The 21,691-nt window shown below is 70.1% G+C and carries 20 protein-coding genes; 13 read left to right on the top strand and 7 right to left on the bottom strand.

What is annotated here, in order from left to right:
- Positions 1-281: 281 nt before the first annotated feature.
- The 7 genes from ABZW96_RS21840 (at position 282) to ABZW96_RS21870 (ending at position 6,768) form a co-directional block, all read left to right on the top strand.
- Complete coding sequence (locus ABZW96_RS21840; protein ID WP_029901515.1) at positions 282-515, top strand: WhiB family transcriptional regulator; 234 nt, start codon at positions 282-284, stop codon at positions 513-515.
- A 124-nt stretch (positions 516-639) separates the two neighbouring features.
- The gene (locus ABZW96_RS21845) at positions 640-1,119 is read left to right on the top strand and encodes a metallopeptidase family protein (protein WP_168434228.1); all 480 of its coding nucleotides are present in this window, start codon (positions 640-642) and stop codon (positions 1,117-1,119) included.
- Positions 1,120-1,407: 288 nt separating this feature from the next.
- Entirely contained in the window at positions 1,408-1,797 is a 390-nt protein-coding gene (locus tag ABZW96_RS21850; protein WP_195046620.1) for a DUF3499 domain-containing protein, read from the top strand.
- A gap of 52 nt (positions 1,798-1,849) precedes the next feature.
- Positions 1,850-3,226: a phosphomannomutase/phosphoglucomutase gene (locus ABZW96_RS21855; protein ID WP_355077155.1), complete on the top strand. Its 1,377-nt coding sequence runs from the start codon at positions 1,850-1,852 to the stop codon at positions 3,224-3,226.
- A 118-nt stretch (positions 3,227-3,344) separates the two neighbouring features.
- Complete coding sequence (locus tag ABZW96_RS21860; protein WP_355077157.1) at positions 3,345-4,547, top strand: tobH protein; 1,203 nt, start codon at positions 3,345-3,347, stop codon at positions 4,545-4,547.
- Entirely contained in the window at positions 4,547-5,767 is a 1,221-nt protein-coding gene (gene manA, locus ABZW96_RS21865; protein WP_355077159.1) for a mannose-6-phosphate isomerase, class I, read from the top strand. The genes ABZW96_RS21860 and manA overlap by 1 nt, the downstream gene beginning before the upstream one ends.
- 74 nt (positions 5,768-5,841) lie before the next feature.
- Positions 5,842-6,768, top strand: coding sequence for a cation diffusion facilitator family transporter (locus ABZW96_RS21870; RefSeq protein WP_355077160.1), 927 nt, complete (start codon positions 5,842-5,844; stop codon positions 6,766-6,768).
- 23 nt (positions 6,769-6,791) lie between these two features.
- Here the strand turns inward: ABZW96_RS21870 and ABZW96_RS21875 are convergent, their stop codons facing one another.
- The gene (locus tag ABZW96_RS21875) at positions 6,792-8,261 is read right to left on the bottom strand and encodes an NAD(P)/FAD-dependent oxidoreductase (protein WP_355077162.1); all 1,470 of its coding nucleotides are present in this window, start codon (positions 8,259-8,261) and stop codon (positions 6,792-6,794) included.
- A gap of 39 nt (positions 8,262-8,300) precedes the next feature.
- Positions 8,301-8,735: a TetR-like C-terminal domain-containing protein gene (locus ABZW96_RS21880; protein WP_355077164.1), complete on the bottom strand. Its 435-nt coding sequence runs from the start codon at positions 8,733-8,735 to the stop codon at positions 8,301-8,303.
- On the opposite strand from ABZW96_RS21880, the gene ABZW96_RS21885 reads away from it, so the two are divergent.
- Positions 8,718-8,933, top strand: a complete 216-nt coding sequence (locus ABZW96_RS21885; protein WP_355077166.1) for a DUF4287 domain-containing protein — start codon at positions 8,718-8,720, stop codon at positions 8,931-8,933. The two genes, ABZW96_RS21880 and ABZW96_RS21885, sit on opposite strands and share 18 nt — an antisense overlap.
- A 54-nt stretch (positions 8,934-8,987) precedes the next feature.
- Here ABZW96_RS21885 and ABZW96_RS21890 read toward each other — a convergent pair whose 3' ends face one another.
- Positions 8,988-10,346, bottom strand: a complete 1,359-nt coding sequence (locus ABZW96_RS21890) for a cation:dicarboxylase symporter family transporter (protein WP_355077168.1) — start codon at positions 10,344-10,346, stop codon at positions 8,988-8,990.
- Positions 10,347-10,468: 122 nt separating this feature from the next.
- Between ABZW96_RS21890 and ABZW96_RS21895 the strand changes: the two genes are divergently transcribed.
- Together ABZW96_RS21895 and ABZW96_RS21900 are read left to right on the top strand one after the other, a co-directional pair.
- Positions 10,469-12,040: an ATP-binding protein gene (locus tag ABZW96_RS21895; RefSeq protein ID WP_355077170.1), complete on the top strand. Its 1,572-nt coding sequence runs from the start codon at positions 10,469-10,471 to the stop codon at positions 12,038-12,040.
- Positions 12,037-12,738: a response regulator gene (locus ABZW96_RS21900; protein ID WP_355077172.1), complete on the top strand. Its 702-nt coding sequence runs from the start codon at positions 12,037-12,039 to the stop codon at positions 12,736-12,738. The genes ABZW96_RS21895 and ABZW96_RS21900 overlap by 4 nt, the downstream gene beginning before the upstream one ends.
- Here ABZW96_RS21900 and ABZW96_RS21905 read toward each other — a convergent pair whose 3' ends face one another.
- The 3 genes from ABZW96_RS21905 to ABZW96_RS21915 all read right to left on the bottom strand — a co-directional run bounded on the left by ABZW96_RS21905 (position 12,739) and on the right by ABZW96_RS21915 (position 16,297).
- Positions 12,739-14,040 (bottom strand): cytochrome P450, encoded by a 1,302-nt coding sequence (locus ABZW96_RS21905; RefSeq protein ID WP_355077173.1) that lies wholly within the window; start codon positions 14,038-14,040, stop codon positions 12,739-12,741. It abuts the gene before it with no gap.
- Between the two features lie 106 nt (positions 14,041-14,146).
- Positions 14,147-14,869: a TIGR03089 family protein gene (locus tag ABZW96_RS21910; protein ID WP_355077175.1), complete on the bottom strand. Its 723-nt coding sequence runs from the start codon at positions 14,867-14,869 to the stop codon at positions 14,147-14,149.
- 3 nt (positions 14,870-14,872) lie between these two features.
- Positions 14,873-16,297 carry an LCP family protein gene (locus ABZW96_RS21915; RefSeq protein WP_355077379.1) on the bottom strand — a complete coding sequence of 475 codons (1,425 nt, stop codon included), beginning with the start codon at positions 16,295-16,297 and terminating at the stop codon, positions 14,873-14,875.
- A 294-nt stretch (positions 16,298-16,591) separates the two neighbouring features.
- Between ABZW96_RS21915 and rfbD the strand changes: the two genes are divergently transcribed.
- From rfbD to ABZW96_RS21930, 3 genes are all read left to right on the top strand, one after another.
- Positions 16,592-17,410 (top strand): dTDP-4-dehydrorhamnose reductase, encoded by an 819-nt coding sequence (gene rfbD, locus ABZW96_RS21920; protein WP_355077381.1) that lies wholly within the window; start codon positions 16,592-16,594, stop codon positions 17,408-17,410.
- Between the two features lie 432 nt (positions 17,411-17,842).
- A complete protein-coding gene (locus tag ABZW96_RS21925) occupies positions 17,843-18,739 on the top strand; it encodes a glycosyltransferase family 2 protein (protein ID WP_355077177.1) in 897 nt (298 codons plus the stop codon).
- Between the two features lie 44 nt (positions 18,740-18,783).
- Entirely contained in the window at positions 18,784-19,863 is a 1,080-nt protein-coding gene (locus tag ABZW96_RS21930) for an NDP-sugar synthase (protein ID WP_355077179.1), read from the top strand.
- A 134-nt stretch (positions 19,864-19,997) separates the two neighbouring features.
- On the opposite strand, the gene ABZW96_RS21935 is transcribed toward ABZW96_RS21930, so the two are convergent.
- Positions 19,998-21,593: a carboxylesterase/lipase family protein gene (locus tag ABZW96_RS21935; protein WP_355077181.1), complete on the bottom strand. Its 1,596-nt coding sequence runs from the start codon at positions 21,591-21,593 to the stop codon at positions 19,998-20,000.
- Positions 21,594-21,691: the final 98 nt, after the last annotated feature.

Genomic DNA, 21,691 nt, shown 5'->3' on the forward strand with positions numbered 1-21,691 from the left:
GAACAAGTGTTCGCATCGGTGTGACAAGCTCGGGGACGTCCGCGGGACAACGTCGCGGGGTATGGCCGTCGGTATGCGTGTTGGTCCGACGGAAAGAATCATTCTGCGCTAACACACAGTGAGGAGGCGGAGCGATGGCCAACGAGATGGTCTCGCCGACCGATTCCACAGCAGGCGCAGCACGTGGCGTCTGCGCAGATAACGGCGGCTGGAAGGACCAAGAGGGGGGTGACGGAGTCACGGCGCCCCGGCTCAGCCTGGTCGTGACCGGCTTCGACGAGATGTTCGAATCCATCGAAGAGCAGTGGCAGGAGCGCGCCCTGTGCGCGCAGACCGATCCGGAGGCGTTCTTCCCCGAGAAGGGCGGCTCGACCCGCGAGGCCAAGCGGATCTGCATGGGTTGCGAGGTACGCGACGAGTGCCTGGAGTACGCGCTCGCGCACGATGAGCGCTTCGGCATCTGGGGCGGCCTCTCCGAGCGGGAGCGCCGCCGCCTCAAGCGCGGCATCGGCTGACAGACATCCGCGATGCCCGGAGCCGCCCGTCCACCGTGGCGCTCCGGGTACGCGCGACACGACCGGACAGTTCCCGACCGCCTCGATGCGGACGACCGGAGCCGACTGGCCTAGATTTTCTCTCATGGCACGTTCCCGTAAGCGTCGACCGCCGACCGCGCGGTCGGTGATCCGCCGCGGCCGCGGAGTGCGCGGGCCGATGCTGCCACCCACCGTGCCCGCTTGGCGGACCCGAGGCCAGAAGTTCGACCGGCTGGTGCTGGAGGCGTTCGCCCCCTTGGACTCCCGCTGGCACGACCGGCTCACCAAGCTCGACATCGCGGTCGACGACGTTCCGAAAATCCGTCCGCTGCATCCCGATTCGGTCACCTGGCCGGACGAGGTCGTGGCCGACGGCCCGGTTCCCCTCTCCCGGCTCATCCCGGCGGGCGTCGACCGGCACGGGGCGGCGACCAGGGCGCGGGTGGTGCTGTTCCGCAAGCCGCTCGAGCTGCGCGCCAGCGACCCCGACGACCTGGTGGATCTGTTGCGTGAAGTCCTGGTCCAGCAGGTCGCGACCTACCTCGGCGTCGATCCGGACGTGATCGACCCGGAAGCGGAGTGAATCGCACCCATCCGGGTGGCGGCGGCTCCCGAATGCCGTTGCGGGGCAGGCGCGGGCGTGTAGGCCGGTCACCGGCTGGGTACTCCGTGAACCCACGCCACGACGCACCACCGATGTCGCGCACCGGCGACACCGTCGCCCGCGCGTACGGCGAAGTCGTCCAGATCACCGCGGGGCCCGTCACGGCCCTGTGGGACGTCGTGCTGCCCTCGTTCCGCGACGCACGGACCGAGATTCTTCAAGCGTGTCTGTCCCCATCGACGCGCCAGGGGGGTTACTCTCATCGGCGTGATTCCCATGCGTCGTTGCTGCCGACCAGGCTGCAAGAATCCGGCCGTCGCGACGCTCACCTATGTGTACTCGGACTCGACGGCGGTGGTCGGACCACTCGCGACGGTCGCCGAACCGCACTCCTGGGATCTCTGCGAAACGCACGGCTCACGCATCACCGCTCCGAAGGGTTGGGAACTGGTTCGCCACGAAGGCGGATTCTCCTCCAGCACACCGGACGACGACGACCTGACCGCGCTGGCGGAGGCGGTGCGGGAGGCGGGGTTGCGCCGCCGCCCACCGGAGCGCGAACAGCGTGGCTATCGCGACTACGCTCCCCCGCCGCCGCGCACCACACGAACGGGTCGCCGCGGCCATCTGCGCGTGCTGCCCGACCCGCCGTCCTGATCGGACGAGGACGGTGTCGGACCGGTCCGGCGCAACCACTAGGGTATTGGGCATGACAGTCGCCCGCTCTGCCGAATTCGTGAACGCGGTGATCAAGGCCTACGACGTTCGCGGTGTGGTCGGTGATCAGATCGACGCGGAATTCGTCAGGGACGTCGGCGCCTCCTTCGCACGGCTGATGCGCGCCGAGGGCGCGAACCGGATCGTCATCGGTCACGACATGCGGGATTCCTCCCCCGAGCTGTCGGCCGCCTTCGCCGACGGCGTGCTCGGCCAGGGCCTCGACGTGGTGCACATCGGTCTCGCCTCGACCGACCAGCTGTACTTCGCCTCCGGCCGCCTGGACTGCCCGGGCGCCATGTTCACCGCCAGCCACAACCCGGCCCGCTACAACGGCATCAAGCTGTGCCGCGCCAAGGCCCTTCCGGTCGGGCAGGACACCGGCCTGGCCGCCATCAAGAACGAACTCGTCGACGGCGTGCCCGCGTACCCGGGCGAGCGCGGCAGCGCGACCGAATCGAACCTGCTCACCGAGTACGCCGACTTTCTGCGCGGCCTGGTCGATCTGGACGATATCCGCCCGCTCACCATCGCGGTGGACGCGGGCAACGGCATGGGCGGGTACACGGTGCCCGCGGTGCTGGGCACGCTGCCCCAGGTGACGATCGTGCCGCTGTACTTCGAGCTGGACGGCACCTTCCCGAACCACGAGGCCAACCCGCTGGACCCGGCGAACCTGGTGGACCTGCAGAAGCTGGTCCGCGAGTCCGGCGCGGACATCGGCCTCGCCTTCGACGGCGACGCCGACCGTTGCTTCGTGGTGGACGAGAACGGCGACCCGGTGGCGCCGTCGGCGATCACCGCTCTGGTCGCCGAGCGCGAACTGGCCAAGGAGCCCGGCGCGGTGATCATCCACAACCTGATCACCTCCCGCGCGGTACCGGAGCTGGTGCACGAACTGGGCGGAACGCCGGTACGCACCCGGGTCGGCCATTCCTTCATCAAGCAGGAGATGGCCGCCACCGGAGCGGTGTTCGGCGGCGAACACTCCGCGCACTACTACTTCCGCGACTTCTGGGGCGCCGACTCCGGGATGCTCGCGGCGTTGCACGTGCTGGCCGCGCTGGGCGAGAAGGACCGGCCGGTGTCGGAACTGATGGCGTCCTACGCCACCTACGCGGCCTCCGGCGAGATCAACTCCACCGTCGCCGACGCCGAGGAGAGGACGCTGGCCGTGGTGGACGCCTTCGCCGACCGGGCGCACTCGGTGGACCGGCTGGACGGGGTGACCGTGCAATTGGCCGACAACGCCTGGTTCAACCTGCGCGCGTCGAACACCGAGCCGTTGCTCCGGCTGAACGTCGAGGCCCGATCGGCGGAGGAAGTAGACGCACTCGTGACCGAGATCCTGAGCATCGTGCGGTCCTGACTGGAATAGTGGAATCACAGGCCTTGGATTCGCCCGACTCGGTCTCGGTGTGGCAGCTGGACCGGGTGGGCGCGGGGGCGGAAAAGACACAGCGCGATGAGGGGAGGTGGAACGCCCGATGATCGCTGGAACACCGGTGCTCGACCTCGACGATGCCGCTTCACTCGAAGCCGCCGACGCAGGCGGCGCCCTTCGCTCGGCCGCCTCTGGCGGCGCCCAGGTGCGTGCCACCGCGGCGGCCGTCGGTGAGGACGCGCTGGCCCGGCTGGCCGATCTGCGACCGCGCAGCGTGGTGCTGGTCTCCGGTTCCGGACGCGCCGCACGTGCCGCCGGACTGCTCGTGGCCGCGCTCGGCGATCGCGCGGGCCTACCCGTCGTGCCCGCCGCCGCCCTGCCGCCGTGGGTGGGGCCGCTGGACGTCGTCCTGGTCTCCGGTGACGACGCGGGTGATCCGCGCCTGATCGACGCCGTCGACCGGGCGCTGCGTCGCGGCGCCGAGGTGGTCGTCGCCGCGCCGCACGAGGGGCCGCTGCGCGCCGCCGCGGCCGGACGCGCCGCCGTTCTGGAACCGAGGGTCCAGGTTCTCGGGTACAACCGCCTGTTGCGCTTCCTGGCCGCCGGAATCGCGGTCCTGCGCGCGGTCGACCCCCAGCGCACCGGCGCCGCGGTCCCGGAACTCGCCGACCTGGCCGACGTGCTGGACGCGGAGGCGCTACGCGACGGCCCGCACAACGAGGTCTTCCACAACCCCGCCAAGACGCTGGCCGCCCGGATGCAGCAGCGGGGCATCGTGCTCGCGGGCGACTCGCCCGCCGCCGCCGAACTCGCCGAGCACGGCGCCGAAGTGCTGTTGCAATCCGCGGGCAAGGTCGCCACCGCGGTGGATCTGGCCGAGGCCGTGGCCGCGCGGACCCGGATGGCCGAAGCGGCAGGCGAATCCGCGCCCGACTTCGACCCGATGTTCCACGACGAGGAGTTGGACGGGCCCGCGCCGGTTGAGCGCGTCCGGGTGTTCGTGCTCAGCGCCGATCGCGATCGGGCGGCGGCACGCCGTCGCATCGCGGTGTTCGGTGGCGAGGGCGGGAACCTGGTGGACGCCGATCTGGTGAACGCCGACGTCGACCTGCTGCACACCGAGATGACCGACCCCGCCGCGCCCGCGCAGACCCATGCCGAGGAGTCCGCGCAGGCGAACGGCACCGAACTCGAACAGCTCGCGGTGCTCGCGCTGCGACTGGAGATGGCCGCCGCCTACCTGCGGCTGCTCGGCTCGCGGACGGCTCCGGCCGACAGCCAGGGGCAGTACGGGGGAAGCTACTAGTGCACGAACTCGTTGGTGCGCTGCGCTCGTATGCCTGGGGCTCGCGCACCGCGCTCGCTCAGCTGTGCGGCAGGCCGGTGCCGTCGGCGCATCCGGAGGCCGAACTGTGGTTCGGCGCCCACCCGGCCGATCCGGCGCACGTGAAAACCGGTGACCGCACCACGTCGCTGCTGGAACTGATCGCCGCCGACCCGAGCCGGGAACTGGGCTCGGCCGCAGAACGATTCGGCGAGAAGCTGCCGTTCCTGCTCAAGATCCTGGCCGCAGAGGAGCCGCTGTCGCTGCAGGCGCACCCGAGCACGGAGCAGGCGCGGGCCGGCTTCGCGCGGGAGAACCAGGCGAAGGTGCCGCTGGACTCCCCACTGCGCAACTACCGCGACGAGAACCACAAGCCCGAGCTGGTAGTCGCGCTGGACCGGTTCGAGGCGCTGGCCGGTTTCCGCGATCCGCACCGCACCGTCGCACTGCTGCGCGCACTGGCGGTGGACGGATTGCGCCCCTACTGCGAACTGCTTGCCGCGCAACCGGACAAGGCGGGCCTGCGCACGCTGTTCACCACCTGGATCACGCTGCCGCACCACGTGCTGACCACGCTGCTGCCCGAGGTGCTCGACGGCTGCGTGCGGTATCTGTCGGGCAAAGGCGCCCGTGAGTTCACGGCCGAGGCGCGCACGACCCTCGAATTGGCCGAGGCCTATCCGGGCGACGCGGGCGTGCTGGCGGTGCTGCTGCTGAACCGGGTGACCCTGGAGCCGGGCCAAGGATTGTTCCTCGCGGCGGGCAATCTGCACGCCTACCTGCGCGGGGTGGGCGTGGAGATCATGGCCAACTCCGACAACGTGCTGCGCGGCGGGCTCACCCCCAAGCACGTCGACGTGCCGGAACTGTTGCGGGTGCTGGATTTCGAGCCGATCGACTTGCCTGCCGTGTTACCCGAGCCCGCCGGTGACGGGTCGGTGCGCTATCGCACGCCCGCACCGGAGTTCGCGCTGCGCCGCTTCGACCTGGTCGCGGGCTCCGCCCGGGTGCCGCTGACCGCGGCGGGACCGGGCATCGTGCTGTGCACCGCGGGGACGGTGCGGCTGTTCCGCAACGACTCGTCGCTGGAGCTCACCCGGGGTGGCGCGGCGTGGATCTCCGCCGTGGACACCGATATTCGCGCCCAAGCGGTGGACGGCGACGTCCAGCTGTTCTGCGCGTCCGTCGGCGCGACCGGCTGACCGATCCGGAACGCCGGATTCCAGGTGTCCTAGTCTGTTCGCGGGTATCTCGAAAACAGAGAGGACATGCTTCCATGTCGGCTGGCGGTGGCAAGAAGGCGATCATCGCGGCGTTGTCCGCGAACGCGGGGATCGCCGCGGCGAAGTTCGTCGGTGCGGCGATCACGGGCTCGGGATCGATGCTCGCCGAGGCCGTGCACTCCGTGGCCGACACGGGCAACCAGGCACTGCTGCTGCTCGGCCAGCAGCGCGCCGCGAAGGAAGCCGACGAGCTGCACCCCTTCGGCTACGCGCGCAACCGCTACTTCTATTCGTTCATCGTGGCGCTGGTGCTGTTCACCCTCGGGTCCGGCTACGCCATTTACGAGGGCGTCCACAAGATCCAGCATCCGGAGGAGCTGAGTTCGCCGATCGTGGCGGTGATCATCCTGGTGATCGCGATCGCGTTGGAGTCATACAGCTTCACCACCGCGGTGCGCGAGTCCGCACCACTCAAGGGCGACGCGAGCTGGTGGCGGTTCATCCGCAATTCGCGCAGCCCCGAGCTGCCGGTGGTGCTGCTGGAGGACACCGGCGCGCTGATCGGCCTGGTTTTCGCGTTCGCGGGCGTCGGCCTGACCATGCTCACCGACGACCCGGTCTGGGACGGCGTCGGCACGCTGGCAATCGGCGGGCTGCTCGGCGTCATCGCGGTCGTGTTGATCGTGGAGATGCAGAGCCTGCTGATCGGCGAGGGCGCCACGCCGCAGGAGAACCGGCTGATCCGCGCGAACCTGGTCGACCGGACCCGCATCGACCGGGTGATTCACCTCAAGACGCAGTACCTCGGCCCGGAGGAACTGCTCGTGGCCGCGAAGGTCGGCGTCGTTCCCGGACTCGACATCGCGGCGATCGCCGGTGCCATCGATGAGGCCGAGTCCCGCGTCCGCGCGGCGGTACCCGCGGCGCGCGTCATCTACCTCGAACCCGATCTCTACCGCACCGAGCCCGCCACGAGTTAGCGACTCGGCGACCGGGGCAGTCCTCAGCGATGCTGGAAAGCCGGGGTGCGTACGAGGTCGAGCGGATCGGTGCGGATGTCGAAGCGGTCGCGCAGGGCGTGGCGCGCGGCGTGCAGCCCGCACATACCGTGTACCCCGGGGCCCGGGGGCGTCGCGGACGAGCAGAGATAGACACCGGGAATCGGTGTGGCGTATGGGTTCCAGCGCGGAGCCGGGCGGAAGGCGAACTGGCGCAGGGTCATCGCGCCCGCCGAGATGTCGCCGCCGATGTAGTTGGCGTTGTGCGAGGGCATTTCGGTGGCGGTGATCACGTTCTTGGCGACGATCAGATCGCGGAAACCCGGCGCGAACCGCTCGACCTGGCCGATCACTTCCTCGCTGACATCGCGGGTGGAGCCGTTGGGCACGTGTGCGTAGGTGTAGAACGTGTGGCCGCCCTCGGGCGCGCGAGTGGGATCGACCACGCCCGGCTGGATGGACAGCACGTAGGGCCGGTCGGCGTGTCGTCCCATGGCCACGGCGTGCTCGGCGGCCATGGCCTCGGCGCGGGTGCCGATCACGTGCACCGTCCCGGCCAGCGCGCAGCCCTCGGCTCGCCACGGCACCGGCCCGGAAAGGGCGAAGTCGATTTTGCACGCCGCGCCGCCGTACCGGAAACGACGCAGGCGCTTCGCGTACCGCGCGGGCAACCGATGCCCGGCGATACGCAGCAGTTCGGCCGGGGCGAGATCGAGCAGAACGGCGCGGGCGCCGGCGAACTCGTCGATCGAGTCGACCCGGTGGCCGGTGTGCACCCGTCCGCCGAGACGTTCGAGTTCGGCGATGAGGGCGTCGGGAATCGCCTGACTGCCGCCGCGCGGAATCACCCAGCCTTCGACGTGGGCCAGCGTGCCGAGCAACAGCGCCGCGCCCGCGGCGGTGACGGCGCGCGGGGGAATGATCGCGTGGGTGGCGATGCCGGTCAACAGGGCGGGCGCGACCTGGTCGCGAAACCTGATGTCCCACAGCGGCGAGCCCTGCTCCAGGGTGCGCAGGCCGAAACGGATCGAGGTCGCGAGGCCGGATGGGATGCGGCGCAGATCCGACATCGCGATGTCGACCACGTCCGGCCAGTGCCGCACCAGCGGAGCGAACAGTTTGCGCCACGCCGGGCCGTCGGCACCGAGGTCGTCGACGGTCCGATCCAGATCTCGCCAGGCCAGTCCGGCCACACCGCCGTCGAGCGGATGCGCGTAGGAGACCTCCGGTGCGAGCAACTCGACACCGTGCGCGGTCAGGTCGAACGCGCGGAACAGCGGCGCGGCCGCCGCCATCGGATGCGCGCCCGCACACAGATCGTGCCGGTAGCCGGGCAAAGTGAGTTCCGCAGTACGGGACCCACCTCCGGCCGTCGCCTCGGCCTCGTACACCTCCACGGCGAGCCCCGCCCGAGCCAGGATCACCGCGGCGGCGAGGCCGTTCGGTCCGGAGCCGACCACCACCACATCAGCCATACCCCCACGCTACCGGCGACGGGCATGCCGACACGGACGTCAGGCCCGCGCCGCGCCCACGGCGGCGAGCCGTTCCGCCACCAGCCAGACCAGGCGTCGATCGCGCAGTTCCGGCCGCAGCCGTCCACCCCCGCCCAGCGTGGCCAGGCCGTGCAGTGAGCTCCAGGCGACCTCCGTGCGGGCGCCGAGGTCGGGCGCATCGACGAAGGGCCGGAACATGGCTTCCAGCTCGCCGAAGGCCGCCCGCAGCGGCAGCTGCGCCTCTAAGCCGAAGGTGAGGGCTGTGTTCATCAGGAACATCGCGTCGTAGAGCGACGGATTCGCCACCGCGAAGTCCAAGTAGGCCCGCGCGACCCGCAGCGGCGAGTCCGCGGCGGCATGACGGGCCGGTGCGATGATTTTCCGGCGGCCGCCCCGTCTGCACCATCGAACGCACGACGAGCAAGGAGATCGACCATGGCGACCAAGCCGCACGGCCCCGCGTCCTACTTCCCCTCCATCGAGGCCAAGTACGGCCGCACCATCGAAGAGTGGAAGGCCGCCATGCGCGAGACCGGCTTGGCCGCACACAAGGAACTCGTCGAGTGGCTGAAGACCGAGCACGGTTTCGGGCACGGCCACGCCAACGCCCTCACCCAGCACCATCTGCACCCGGAGAAGTGGGAGGCCTGATCCCGGACGCCACGAAGGGCCCGCAGATCCTGCGGACCCTTCGTCGTGCGCGCGCTATGCCTGGACCAGATCCTTGGCCTCGGATTCCTGCGCCTGCGCGGGCGTCCCGTGGTCGTCGTCGACCATGGTCCGCTCGTCGAACGGCAACTTGCGATCGAGCACTTCGCGCACCCGATCCACGTCGACGGTCTTGGTCCAGGTGCCGATCAGCACCGTGGCGACCGCGTTGCCGGAGAAGTTGGTCAGAGCCCGCGCCTCGGACATGAAGCGGTCGATGCCGACGATCAAGCCGACACCGTCGAGCAACTCGGGCCGATGACTCTGCAATCCGCCCGCCAGCGTGGCCAGTCCCGCGCCGGTGACGCCCGCCGCGCCCTTGGACGCGATGATCATGAAGACCAGCAGCCCGAGTTGCTCGCCGATGGACAGCGGCTTGCCCATCGCCTCGGCGATGAACAGCGATGCCATGGTCAGGTAGATGGCGGTGCCGTCCAGGTTGAACGAATAGCCGGTGGGCACAACGACGCCCACGGTGGTGCGCTCGACGCCCATGTGGTCCATCTTCGCGATCAGCCGTGGCAGCGCCGATTCCGACGACGAGGTCGCGACGATCAGCAGGTACTCCCGCGCGAGGTAGCGGACCAGCTTGAAGATCGACACCCGCGACACGCTCCACAGCAGCAGACCGAGCACGCCGAAGACGAAGACCACGCAGGTGAGGTAGAACGCGAGCATCAGCGTGCCCAGCTTCGCCACGGCGTCCAAGCCGGTCTTGCCGACCACGTTGGCGATCGCGCCGAACGCGCCGATCGGCGCCAGCCACAGGATCATCACCAGGATGCGGAACACGAGTTTCTGCAGCAGCGCCACGCCGCGCAGGATCGGCTCGCCCGTCGTGCCCATGGCCTGCACCGCGAATCCGACCAGCAGCGCGACGAACAGCGCCTGCAGCACGTTGCCGGTGGTGAGCGAGGACAGCAGCGTGGACGGCACGATGTTCTGGACGAATTCCCAGGTACCACCCGCGCTGTGCGCGGTATCGGCGAGGTTGTGACCGGCTTTGGCCGAAGTGGCGATGTTCAGTCCCGCGCCGGGTTGCAGCAGGTTGCCGACGACCAGACCGATGCCGAGCGCGATGGTCGACATGACCAGGAAGTAGCCGATGGCCAGTCCGCCGACCTTGCCGACGGTGGCCGCCGCGCGCACCGAGCCGATCCCGAGGACGATGGTGCAGAAGATGACGGGAGCGATCATCATCTTGATGAGATTGACGAAAATGGTTCCCAGCGGGGCGAACGACTGCGCGGCGCCCGGCGCCAGCCAGCCGACGAGGACGCCCGCGACCACCGCCACGATGACGGACAGATAGAGCCAATGGGTGCGGTCGCGCCGCGTTCGAGTCGTGTCGCTCATAGCGAGGATTTCCCTTCGAAAGGTACCGACGCGAAGTGGCTCACGCCTTCCAGGCAGAATGATGGTCGGCCGGGTGATCCCGGTCACTGTTTGGTGCATTACGTTCAGCGGAGGCAGAGCTTGTGAGACGCGGTCGGCTCTCCCTCGCCGGGCAGGCGTTCGTCTTCCAGTTGGTCGTGTTGGCGGTGATGATCGGGATCGGCGTGGTGCTCGCGGTCCTGGACGCCAGGCACGACAGCGACGTCACCACCACCAGGGAGGTCACCGACGTCGCGGTGAGCGTGGCCGACGCGCCCTCGACCATCGACGCGCTGCACAGCGCGGATCCGACGGCGTTGTTGCAGCCGGTGACGGAGGAGATCCGGCGCGAGACCGGCATGGATTTCATCGTGGTCATGGCGCTGGATCGGACCCGCTACACGCACACCAACCCCGCGATGATCGGACTGCCGTTCAGCGGCACCATCGATCGCGCGCTGGCGGGCGAGACGTTCACCGAGACCTTCACCGGCACGCTCGGCCCCTCCATCCGGGCGGTGACTCCGGTCCAGGACCACGGGCGGATCGTCGCTCTGGTCTCCGCGGGCGTGACCCGCGCGAAGATCGGCGACCAGGTCGCTACTCAGTTCCCGCTGATCCTCGGCGTCGCCGCGGCCGGGCTGGCGCTGGCCGCGGGCGGATCGTTCCTGCTGAGCCGCAGGCTGCGCAGGCAGACCCACGGCCTGGCGCCGGACGAGTTGCGCGCGATGTACGAGCACCACGACGCCGTCCTGCATTCGGTGCACGAGGGCCTGGTGGTGTTCGGCGCGTCCGGCGAGGATGCCGAGGTGGTCAACGACGAGGCGCGCCGCCTGCTCGACCTGCCCGCGGGCGACGTGCGGCGCAGCGACCTCCCGCTGTCGCTGCAACGGATGAGCTGGGGCACCGTCCGCGACGAGATGCACGTGACCACCGACCGGATCCTGCTGGTCAACCAGGACACCGTGGAGTGGGAAGGCCGGGCGATCGGCACGGTGATGACCATCCGCGACCACACCGAGTTGCAGGCGGTGATGGGCGAACTCGATTCCGTGCGCAGCTTCGCGGCGTCGTTGCAGGCGCAGGCGCACGAGTCGGCCAACCGGTTGCACACTGTGGTCACCATGGTCGAACTGGGCCGCCACCGCGAGGCCGTCGAGTTCGCCACGGCTGAACTGGAGCTGTCCCAATCGTTGATCGATCGGTTGTTCGCCGCGGTGGGCGCGCCTGCCCTGGCCGCTCTGCTGCTCGGCAAGGTGAACCAGGCCGCCGAGCGCGGCATCGAGCTGACGATCACCGACGACACCGCGCTCGACTCGGTGGACCCGCTGTCCCCGCACGAAACCGTCACGCTGGTGGGCAATCTCGTCGACAACGCGATCGATGCGGCGGCGGACAGCACCTCCGGCTGGGTGGAGGTCACGCTGCGCCACCAATGGGCGGACGCCCCGGACGAGTCCACGCTCTACATCCGGGTCGCCGACAGCGGCCCCGGCATGTCGGCGGAGACGTTCGCCCGCGCGTCCCAGCGCGGTTATTCGACCAAAGCCGACCACCACGGGCTCGGTCTCGCGCTGGTTCACCGGCTGGTGGCCCGTCACGGGGGAAGCATCCATACCGAACGGGATCCCGAAAGCGCGGTCACCGTGACGATCCCACGAAAGGAGGCACGATGATCCGCGTGCTGATCGTCGAGGACGAGCCGCTGATCGCCGAGGCACACCGCGCCTACGTGGAGCGCATCGCCGGATTCACACCCGTCGGCATCGCCCACACCGGACGCGAGGCGATGCGCGCGGCGGCCGACGCCGCGGCCGAGGGCACGCCGATCGATTTGGTGTTGATGGACATCGGTCTTCCGGACGCCAGCGGCCTCGACGTCGCCGCCGCACTGACCGGCCTGGCGCCGCGCCCGGACGTCATCGCCATCACGTCCGCGCGGGACCTGGCCATGGTGCGCACCGCGGTGTCGCACGGCGTCGTGCTGTATCTGCTGAAGCCGTTCACCTTCGCCGCATTTCGCGACAAACTGGACCGCTATCGCGAGTTCCGCACCGCGCTCCCTGCCGGGGAGAGCGCCATCTCCCAGCACGACATCGACCGGGCGTTGAGCGCCCTGCGCACCACCGACCAGCGCGCGACGACTCCCAAGGGCGTCGCGCCGCAGACCCTCGACGAGATCTCCCGCACCGTGCGCGCGGCCGAGGCCGAGGGTGTGACGGCCGCGGACACCGCGACCTCGATCGGCGTCTCGCGCATCACCGCATGGCGTTATCTGGAGAAGCTGGCCGACGACGGGTTGGTCGTCCGCCGCTCCGACTACGGCCGGGCCGGGCGCCCGAAGACCCGCTACGTCTGGAAGACCACGGGCTGATCAGACCGGCTCCGGGGCCTGCGCGCGCTGGCCGAGGTGCACCGGCATGCGCTCGTACCCGTGCAGGGTGAACAGCGCGCGCCGCCGCAGCGGACCGTCCAGCCGCAGGTCGGGGAACCGCTCGAACAGGGCTTGCAGGGCGTAGACGCCTTCCATCCTGGCCAAACTCGCGCCCAGGCAGACGTGTACGCCGCTGCTGAACGACAGGTGGTCCTTGGCGTTGTCGCGCCCGACGTCGAAACGCCCGGGATCGGCGAAGACCGCGGGGTCGCGGTTGGCGCCCGCCAGCGACAGCACCACTGTGTTGCCCTCGCGCACCCGGACGCCGTCGATCTCGACGTCGGTCAGCGCGGTCCGCGCGGTGGTCTGCACCGGGGAGTCGAAACGCAGGATCTCCTCGACGGCGTTCGGCCACAGCTCCGGCTCCTCGCGCAGCCGCTCCAGCTGATCCGGATGGGCCAGCAACTGCGCGACACCGTTGCCGATCAGGTTGACCGTCGTCTCGAAACCGGCGCCCATGAGCAGGCTCGCGGTGGCCTTGAGCGCGTAGGAGTCCAGTTCGCCCGCGGCGACCAGGCTGCTGAGGATGTCCTCGCCCGGCGCGCGACGCAACCGTTCGATGTGCTGGTCGAGGTAGTCGTTCATCACCTCCATGGCACGCATCGCTTTCCGGTGCGCGTGCCAGGGGATGCCGACGTCCAGCAGAGGCGTCATCTGATCGCCCCAGTCCAGGAACAGCGCCTTGTCCTCGTCCGGGAAACCGAGCATCTCCGAGATGATCGCGATCGGCACCTGGGCGGCGAACGAGCGGATCAGGTCCGCCGAACCGTGCGCGGGCAGATCGTCCAGCAGTTCCTCGGTGACCGTCTCGACGCGGTCGCGCAGCCTGCGGATCGCGCGCGGGGTGAAGGCCGAGGCCACCGGTTTGCGCATGGCTGTGTGCTCCGGCGGATCGATGACCAGCATCGACGGCGGCTCCACCGGATTCGGCGGCAAGGGGAAGCGTTCGGCGAGCTTCTGCAGCGGCTTGGGAATGTTGAAGCTCTCCGTGGTGCGCACCCCGAAGCGGCTGTCGCGCAGGATGGAGCGGCACAGCTCGTGGTCGAAGGTCGCCCACGCGATCGAGGTGCGCATCAGCCTCGTCTCGCCGCGCAGACGTTCGATCAGCGGATAGGGGTCGTCGAAACCGGCCGGTCCGCCCATCAGTTCGGCGAACGGGTCACCGCGACGCGCCTGCAGGCGCAGAACGAGACGAGGCGCGCCCTGCACGGACAACCAGCGGAACCAATAATGTGGCTTCATAAGTCCAACCCCGTCGTCGTCGCCGATGAGTCCACCGTACGGAACCCGGCCCGCTTGTGGAACGTCCTCAGGTCGGATTCGGCGCTTATACCGTGGTAGGAGCCGCTCAGCCGCGCTGCGCGGTCACCCGCTCCGAGGCGACGCGCCGCTCGCGCAGCGCCGGATCCGGGTTGACCACCTGCACCAGCGAAGCGCCCGCGGCCAGCACCGCGAGATATCCGTCGATCAGTTCGGCCGGGGTGTCCCACGGCGTGCTCGACAGCACTCGGTCGCCTTCGGCGAAGCCCTGGCGCATCGCCGATTTCCGCGCCTCGGCGAGCACCTCGGCGACCGGCATGCCGTCCAGCGCGACGCCGGCGCCGCGGGGTAGGAACTGGTCGCCGTGCACGCGCACCGAGGTGGCGAAGTCGGTGACGCCCACCGGCAGGTCGCGCACCGGCGAGCCCATGGCGTCCAGCGACAGGGCCGCGACCTCGCCCGCTCCGTCGGCGTCGTCCAGGCGGTCCGGAGTGACCAGGGCCAGATCAGCGTCCCGGTCCGGACGCAACACCACCTCGGTGCCCGCCCACCAGCAGCCCAGCAGCACCGCGGCGGTCTGCCAGTGCGCCGGGAGCAGGACGGCGACCCGCGCGCCCGGGCTCAGGCCGAACTCATCGCGAATCAAGTTGGCGGTCTTGGCCGCCCAATTCGCCAGCGTCGCGCCGGACAGCTCGATGCGGGCGCCGGTGGCGTCGTCGTAGTAGGTGACGCGCGGACCCGCGGGTTCGCGGGCGAGGATGGGATCGAGCACCGCTTCGGTGAGAGTATGTGCCTGGTCGATGTCACGCATGGTTCAGTTCACGCATTTCGGTCCGTTCTGGCCTGCGTCGATCGGTGGAGCGGGCGGGACTGGTGTGGCCGCGGTCGACGTTCCGGACAGGTCGAACATCCGGCTCGCCGACGAGCCCGGACCAGAATAGTCGCTCGCCAGCACGACACTCACCGAATCCGGGGACAGAGCCGGATCGGCGAGCACCGTCAGCCCGCCGAGCGCCTTGGCGACCGCCTGCGCCTTCGGACTGGATGTGTCCGCCGCGAGCACGCGGCTGCCGGTGACGTGGCCGCCGCTGTAGTTGGACACCGTGCCTTGACGGAAGCCCTTGGCGCTCAAGGCCTGCGCGACCTCGGCCGCGAGTCCGCCGATGCCGCCCGCGTTGTAGACGCTGACCGTCACGGTCGCCGGATCCAACCCCGGCTCGGCGTTGCGCGGGGCCGGGTCGCCGCCGACCAGCGAGGCGACGTAGGACTTGACCGCCTTGGGCTCGACCTTGACCACGGATTCACCGTTGCCGGTCTCGCCGTTCAGGTCGGCGACCGGAATGGTCTCGAATTTCACCTGCCCGCCGGACAGATCCTTCAACCGCTGCAGGAACGCCAGCACGTCCCAGTCCTCGTCGAGCACGATCGTCCGGCCCACCGCGTCGCTGAGTTGCTGGAGCTTGGCCGGGTTGCCGAGCATCTTCGCGCTGAGCAATTGCTGCACCAGCTGTGCCATGAACACCTGCTGGCGCACGATGCGGTCGATGTCGCCGCGCGGCAGATCGTGGCGTTGGCGCACGAAACTCAACGCTCGCGGCCCGTCCAGGCGCTGGCGTCCGGCGGGGAACTTGGCGCCGGACATCCACTCGTCGACCGGGTTCCGCAGACATACCTCGACGCCGCCGACGGCATCGGTGAGCAGCGCGAAGCCGAGCAGGCTCACCTCGGCGTAGTGATCGACGGTGATACCGGTGAGCCCGGCCACCGTCTTGATCAGCGCCTGCCTGCCCGCCTGGGTGGACTGCCGCTCCGCGTCGGCGTTCGAGACGCCCTGGTCGAGGAGCTTCTGGAACTGTGCCGCCTTGGTCGCGCCGTAGGCGGAATTGATCTTGCCCATGCCGAGGCCGGGAATGCTGACGTAGGAATCGCGCGGGATCGAGATCGCGGTGGCCGAGCGTCCGTCGTTCGGCACGCGCAGCAGCACGATGGTGTCGGTGTTGGTGCCGACCTCGTCGCCCGCGTGCAGCATCGCGCGCTCGGCGTCCGACAGCGGGTTGCCGTGCGCGTCGGTACGACTGTCCACACCGACCAGCAGGATGTCCACCGCGCCGTCGCGACCGCCGCCGAGGCCCAGATCGCCGAGACGCTCGATGTCGGCCACCAGCCCGTCGACGCTGTGCCAGGCGAAACCGGTGAGCACCAGCACGATCACGGCGGCGGCCACGGCGAGCGAGCGCAGCGGCCCGAAGGCCCGGTCGCCGGGCCCGGTCGCCCGCGACGCCGCCGATGTGCCCCTCCGCTGCGACAAGTCCGCATCCTCTCGCCGAAACTCGGTGTCCTGGCGACGCGTGCGCAACCGATCCGCCACCATGGTTACCGCTCGCCCCGCCCGGTTTCGGGATCCCCCGATAGCACAAGGCTATCGAACGGCGGGCGCGAACGGCCGTAACCGAGGACGTGGCGGCGTGCCAGACTTGCGCCCGTGACCGACCCCACCGCGCCCGACTCCACCGCGTCCGCTCGCCTCGTCGTCATGGGCGCGCACGGGCAGGTGGGCCGGGAACTGCGTCGTCTCGCTCCGGCCGCCAGCGGCTACGGGCGCGCCGAACTCGACATCACCGACCCCGCCGCCGTGCGCGCGGTGCTCACGCCCGGCGACGTGGTGCTGAACTGCGCCGCCTATACCGCCGTCGACCTGGCCGAAACCGAAACCGAGGCGGCGTACGCGGGCAACGCCACCGGACCGGCCGTGCTCGCCGACGTCTGCGCCGACCTCGGTGCCCGGCTGATCCATCTGTCCACCGATTACGTCTTCCCAGGTACCCAGGATCGGCCGTACGACACAGCCGATGTGACCGGACCGACGTCGGTCTACGGGGCGTCCAAGCTCGCCGGGGAACAGGCGGTGCTGAGCCGCTGCCCGGACGCGCACGTGGTGCGCACCGCGTGGGTATACACCGGGCGCGGCGGCGATTTCGTCGCCACGATGCTGCGGCTGGAGCGCGAACGCGACACGGTCGACGTCGTCGACGACGAGGTCGGCTCGCCCACCTACGCCGCCGACCTGGCCGTCGCGCTGCTGGAATTGGCGGGCAGGCCGGACGCGCCGCGGGTGCTGCACGCCACCAACGCCGGGCGGGCCAGCCGATTCGAGCTCGCCCGAGCGGTGTTCGCCGGTGTCGGCGCCGATCCGGGGCGCGTCCGTCCGTGCGACTCCTCCGCCTTCCCCAGACCCGCACGCCGCCCGGCGTTTTCGGTGCTCTCGCCGCGGGCCTGGAACGACGCCGGGCTCACGCCGCTGCGGGATTGGCGGACCGCGTTGGGAGACGCGCTGGCGCGGCAGGCCGATTGAGGCGTACCTCCGCCTTCATTCCGGTCATGCGGGCTGATGGACGACTCCTGGCTCCGTCCGCCAGGCGTACCCCGCCTTCGCGGCATGCCGAGCCATCGACGGACGGGTCGAGCTGCGCGCGTTGGGCCTACCTCCGCTGTCACTCCGACCACGCGCAGGCTGTCGACCGACGATGTCCGGCTGCGCCCGTCGGGCGTACTCTCGCACCCCGGTCATGCGCAGATCGTCTCCCGCAGCGCCCGTCAGGGGTCTGCGCTTTCATTCCGGCCGCGCGCAGGGTATCGCCCCGAGGATGTCCCGCTGCGCCAGCCGGGCGGGTCTCCGCTCGACACACGACGCGCGCTCGCCTGTCCGGCATCCTCCACCTCGGCTGCGGACGAGCGCGAGCCATCGACGGACGGCTTGCGGTTGCGCCCGTTAAGGTTGGCTGTCGTGAGTGATTCCGAATCCGCCGCGCCCGCGGGCCTGGCCGTCGTCACGGTGACCTACTCGCCGGGTGAGCACCTAGAGCACTTCATCAGCACTCTAGCCGGGGCCACCGCCGAGAAACCTCAGGTGATCCTCGCCGACAACGGGTCGGTCGACGGTGTGCCGGAGCTGGTCGCCGAGGCCAATTCGCACGTGCGGCTGCTGCGCACCGGCGGCAACATCGGTTACGGCGGCGCGATCAACCGGGCGGTCGCGGAGATCGATCCGGCGATCGAATTCGTCGTGATCGCCAACCCGGATATCCGCTGGGGCACCGATTCCATCGACAAACTGCTCGCCGCCGCCAAGCGCTGGCCGCGCGCGGGCGCGCTCGGTCCGCTGGTGCTGGAGCCGGACGGCAGCGTGTACCCGTCGGCCCGCCGGGTGCCCGGCCTGCTCGACGGCGCCGGACACGCGATCCTGGGCACGGTGTGGAAGTCCAACCCGTGGACCCGCAGGTACCGGCAGGAGAACGAGGAGATCTCCGAGCGAGCCGTCGGCTGGCTGTCGGGGTCGTGCCTGCTGGTGCGGCGCGCGGCGTTCGACTCGATCGACGGTTTCGACTCGCGCTACTTCATGTACATGGAGGACGTCGACTTCGGCGACCGGATGGGCAAGGCGGGTTGGCACAACGTTTTCGTGCCGGACGCCGAGGTAACCCATGCCAAAGGTCACGCAGCGGGCCGCCATCCCGAAGTGATGCTGCCCGCCCACCATGCCAGCGCCTACCGGTTCCAGGCCGACCGGCATCCGCACTGGTGGCAGGCTCCGCTGCGGTTGGCGCTGCGGGCCGGACTTGCGGTCCGCTCGCGGATTGCGGTTCGATCTGCCCTGCGCCAGCAGGCGCGCGACGCCGGGTAACCGGCGACGGCGGCGAGAAACGACCTTGTGAACAGGGGAGCTTGATGGCAGGAAATACAGGCACCGACGCGGTGATCCTGGTCGGCGGGCAGGGCACGCGGCTGCGGCCGCTGACCCTTTCGGCGCCCAAGCCGATGCTGCCGACGGCCGGGCTCCCGTTCCTGACCCATCTGCTCGCCCGTATCGCCGAGGCCGGGATCACGCACGTGGTGCTGGGCACGTCGTTCAAGGCCGAAGTGTTCGAGGAACACTTCGGCGACGGCTCCGAGCTGGGCTTGGAGATCGAGTACGTCACCGAGACCGAGCCGCTCGGCACCGGCGGCGCGATCCGCAACGTGCTGCCCAAGCTGCGCGCGGACAACGTGATGGTGTTCAACGGCGACGTGCTCGGCGGAACCGACCTCGGCGCGGTGCTCGACACCCATGAGTCGACTCGCGCCGACGTGACGCTGCACCTGGTCCGGGTCAGCGACCCGCGCGCGTTCGGTTGCGTGCCCACCGACGAGGACGGCCGGGTCACCGCGTTTCTGGAGAAGACCCAGGATCCGCCGACCGATCAGATCAACGCCGGGTGCTACGTCTTCCGCCGGGAGTACATCGAGAAGATCCCGGCGGGGCGTCCGGTGTCGGTGGAGCGCGAGGTGTTCCCTGCGCTGTTGACCGAGGGCGCCCGCGTCCAGGGGTACGTCGACGCTTCCTACTGGCGCGACATGGGCACGCCCGAGGACTTCGTGCGTGGCTCCGCCGATCTGGTGCGCGGCATCGCGCCCTCCCCTGCCCTGCCGGGGCAGCGCGGTGAATCGCTGGTGCATCCCGGCGCGGGTGTCGCTCCGGGTGCGGTGCTCGTCGGCGGCACGGTCGTCGGCCGCGGCGCCGAGATCGGCGCGGGCGCGCGCCTGGACGGCGCGGTCGTCTTCGACGGCGCGGTGATCGAGGCGGGCGCGACGGTGGAGCGCACCATCATCGGCTTCGGGGCGCGCATCGGCCCCCGCGCGCTGGTCCGCGACGGCGTCATCGGAGACGGCGCGAACATCGGCGCCCGCTGCGAACTGCTGCGCGGCGCTCGCGTCTGGCCCGGCGTGGAGATTCCCGACGGCGGCATCCGCTTCTCCACCGACGTCTGAGGCGCTCACGCTCGCCGGGTGCCCGATCGACCAGGCATCCGGCGGCGGCGCGATCGGGCTGGTGTTGCCGCCACTTCCGGTACCTGCCGACGGCGCGGACGACCCGAATTCGCGTGCTGCGCGAAGAACGTCTGCTAGGAGAACCCGACGGCTTGCTGTCCCCAGGCGGTGTGCAGGTCGCGGTCGGGGTCGTCGACCACGCGATCGACGCCGTCGATGAGCAGTGTGGCGCGGTCGCCCAGGCGATACGGCCGCCAGTGTTTGGAGCCGTCGAGCGCGGCGGGGACGCCGTGCGCGGCGAAGGCCAGCCAGCGGCGCATCACGCGCCCGGAGACCTCCATGGCCGCTTTGCGGCCGCCGAGCCAGAAGGTCGGATCGAGGTTCAGTGTCCCGAAATTGCCGAAGACGTAAGGCAATTCGGTGGCGTGACCGGCGCCGACGCGGGCGGCCCTCAGCATCGGGGTCGCGTAGTCGAAGCGGTACATCCACGTGGGCGAGTGCTCGGCGTGACCGTCGGCCACCCAGTGCGCAGGCATCCGGAACGCCGCGTCGGTGGACATCGCCAGCGCCCCGCGCGCCTTGTTCAGGTCCGGGTAGGCCGAGGTGATCTCGGCGATGCGCTCCGCGGACATCTCCGGGTGGCTCGCCGCGACGTCGCGCAGCATCGCGTTCACCGCGTCCGGCGTCACCGGCATGATCGGCGAGCGCAGCAGCCGGAACAGCGACGCCTCGTCCTTGTTGGTGCCGATGATCAACGGCACCCGGTGCGACTGTCCGCGCTGGAACCGGTCGATCGGGTAGGTCGGCAGCAGATCGCCGTCGACCACGGGCGCGGCCGCAAGCCGGCCCGGCTCCTTCAGCGGTATCTCGTCGAGCAGGACCCCCGCCGCCGCCACGATCCGCTCGATCGGGCAGTCCAGCAGCTCTTCGGCCCTGGTCGCGGGCAGCTCGATCAGCTCGAGGAACCGCTGCGCCACCGTCGCGGCCCGTTCCTGCCCGAACACCGTCGTAGCGGGCGGGCTCTGCGCGATCGCCCGGTGGAACAGCCCGGCGGCGCGGGGGGCGGTCAGCAGTGCGGTGACGCAACCCGCGCCGGAGGACTCGCCGAAGAGCGTGACGTTGCGGGGATCGCCGCCGAACGCGGCGATGTTGTCGCGTACCCACTCCAGTGCGGCGATCTGGTCGCGCAGGCCGAGGTTCGGCGCGAAGTCGTCGCCGAGCGAGGACAGGTCGAGGAAGCCGAGCGCACCGAGCCGATAGTTGACCCCGACGACCACGACGTCACCGGCCGCGGCCAGCTTGCGCCCGTCGTAGATCTGCTGCGCGGCGGTGCCCAGGCAGTACGCGCCACCGTGCAGCCAGACCAGCACCGGGCGCGGCTCGGTGTCCGGGCCACGGGTGGGATCGCCCGTCTCCGGCCGCGGTGACCAGACGTTGAGCCACAGACAGTCCTCGCCCATGGTCAGGCCGGAGTCGACGGGGACCATGGTGCCCATCGTCTGCGGCGCGATCTGCCCGAAAGCGGTGCAGTCGCGCACCCCGTCCCAAGGCTGCGGGGCCCGTGGCGGAGCGAATCTGGCCGGACCGGTGGGAGCCGCCGCGTAGGGGATGCTGCGCCAGACCGACACCGGCCCTTCGCGCACACCACGCACGTCGCCGTAGGCCGTTCGCGCGATGGGCTCGGCCGAACCGTCGGGACCGGGCACCGCCTCGGAGAACTGAGCGCGCATCGCAGACCTCCTCATACTTCTTTTTCGAGAGTACGTCGAAGATCAGTACGAGAGCGTCGCGATGCCGTGACATTGCCGCGTCGACTCCCATTCATCCG

The sequence above is a fragment of the Nocardia sp. NPDC004168 genome (assembly GCF_040610355.1).
Lineage (GTDB): Bacteria > Actinomycetota > Actinomycetes > Mycobacteriales > Mycobacteriaceae > Nocardia > Nocardia sichangensis.

Coding starts and splice junctions, on each gene's coding strand:
- ABZW96_RS21855 (WP_355077155.1), top strand. CDS start 1,850: ATGACAGTCGCCCGCTCTGCCGAATTCGTGAACGCGGTGATCAAGGCC.
- ABZW96_RS21885 (WP_355077166.1), top strand. CDS start 8,718: ATGGCGACCAAGCCGCACGGCCCCGCGTCCTACTTCCCCTCCATCGAG.
- ABZW96_RS21860 (WP_355077157.1), top strand. CDS start 3,345: ATGATCGCTGGAACACCGGTGCTCGACCTCGACGATGCCGCTTCACTC.
- ABZW96_RS21890 (WP_355077168.1), bottom strand. CDS start 10,346: ATGAGCGACACGACTCGAACGCGGCGCGACCGCACCCATTGGCTCTAT.
- ABZW96_RS21900 (WP_355077172.1), top strand. CDS start 12,037: ATGATCCGCGTGCTGATCGTCGAGGACGAGCCGCTGATCGCCGAGGCA.
- rfbD (WP_355077381.1), top strand. CDS start 16,592: ATGGGCGCGCACGGGCAGGTGGGCCGGGAACTGCGTCGTCTCGCTCCG.
- ABZW96_RS21935 (WP_355077181.1), bottom strand. CDS start 21,593: ATGCGCGCTCAGTTCTCCGAGGCGGTGCCCGGTCCCGACGGTTCGGCC.
- ABZW96_RS21845 (WP_168434228.1), top strand. CDS start 640: ATGGCACGTTCCCGTAAGCGTCGACCGCCGACCGCGCGGTCGGTGATC.
- ABZW96_RS21870 (WP_355077160.1), top strand. CDS start 5,842: ATGTCGGCTGGCGGTGGCAAGAAGGCGATCATCGCGGCGTTGTCCGCG.
- ABZW96_RS21910 (WP_355077175.1), bottom strand. CDS start 14,869: ATGCGTGACATCGACCAGGCACATACTCTCACCGAAGCGGTGCTCGAT.
- ABZW96_RS21905 (WP_355077173.1), bottom strand. CDS start 14,040: ATGAAGCCACATTATTGGTTCCGCTGGTTGTCCGTGCAGGGCGCGCCT.
- ABZW96_RS21930 (WP_355077179.1), top strand. CDS start 18,784: ATGGCAGGAAATACAGGCACCGACGCGGTGATCCTGGTCGGCGGGCAG.
- ABZW96_RS21875 (WP_355077162.1), bottom strand. CDS start 8,261: ATGGCTGATGTGGTGGTGGTCGGCTCCGGACCGAACGGCCTCGCCGCC.
- ABZW96_RS21840 (WP_029901515.1), top strand. CDS start 282: ATGTTCGAATCCATCGAAGAGCAGTGGCAGGAGCGCGCCCTGTGCGCG.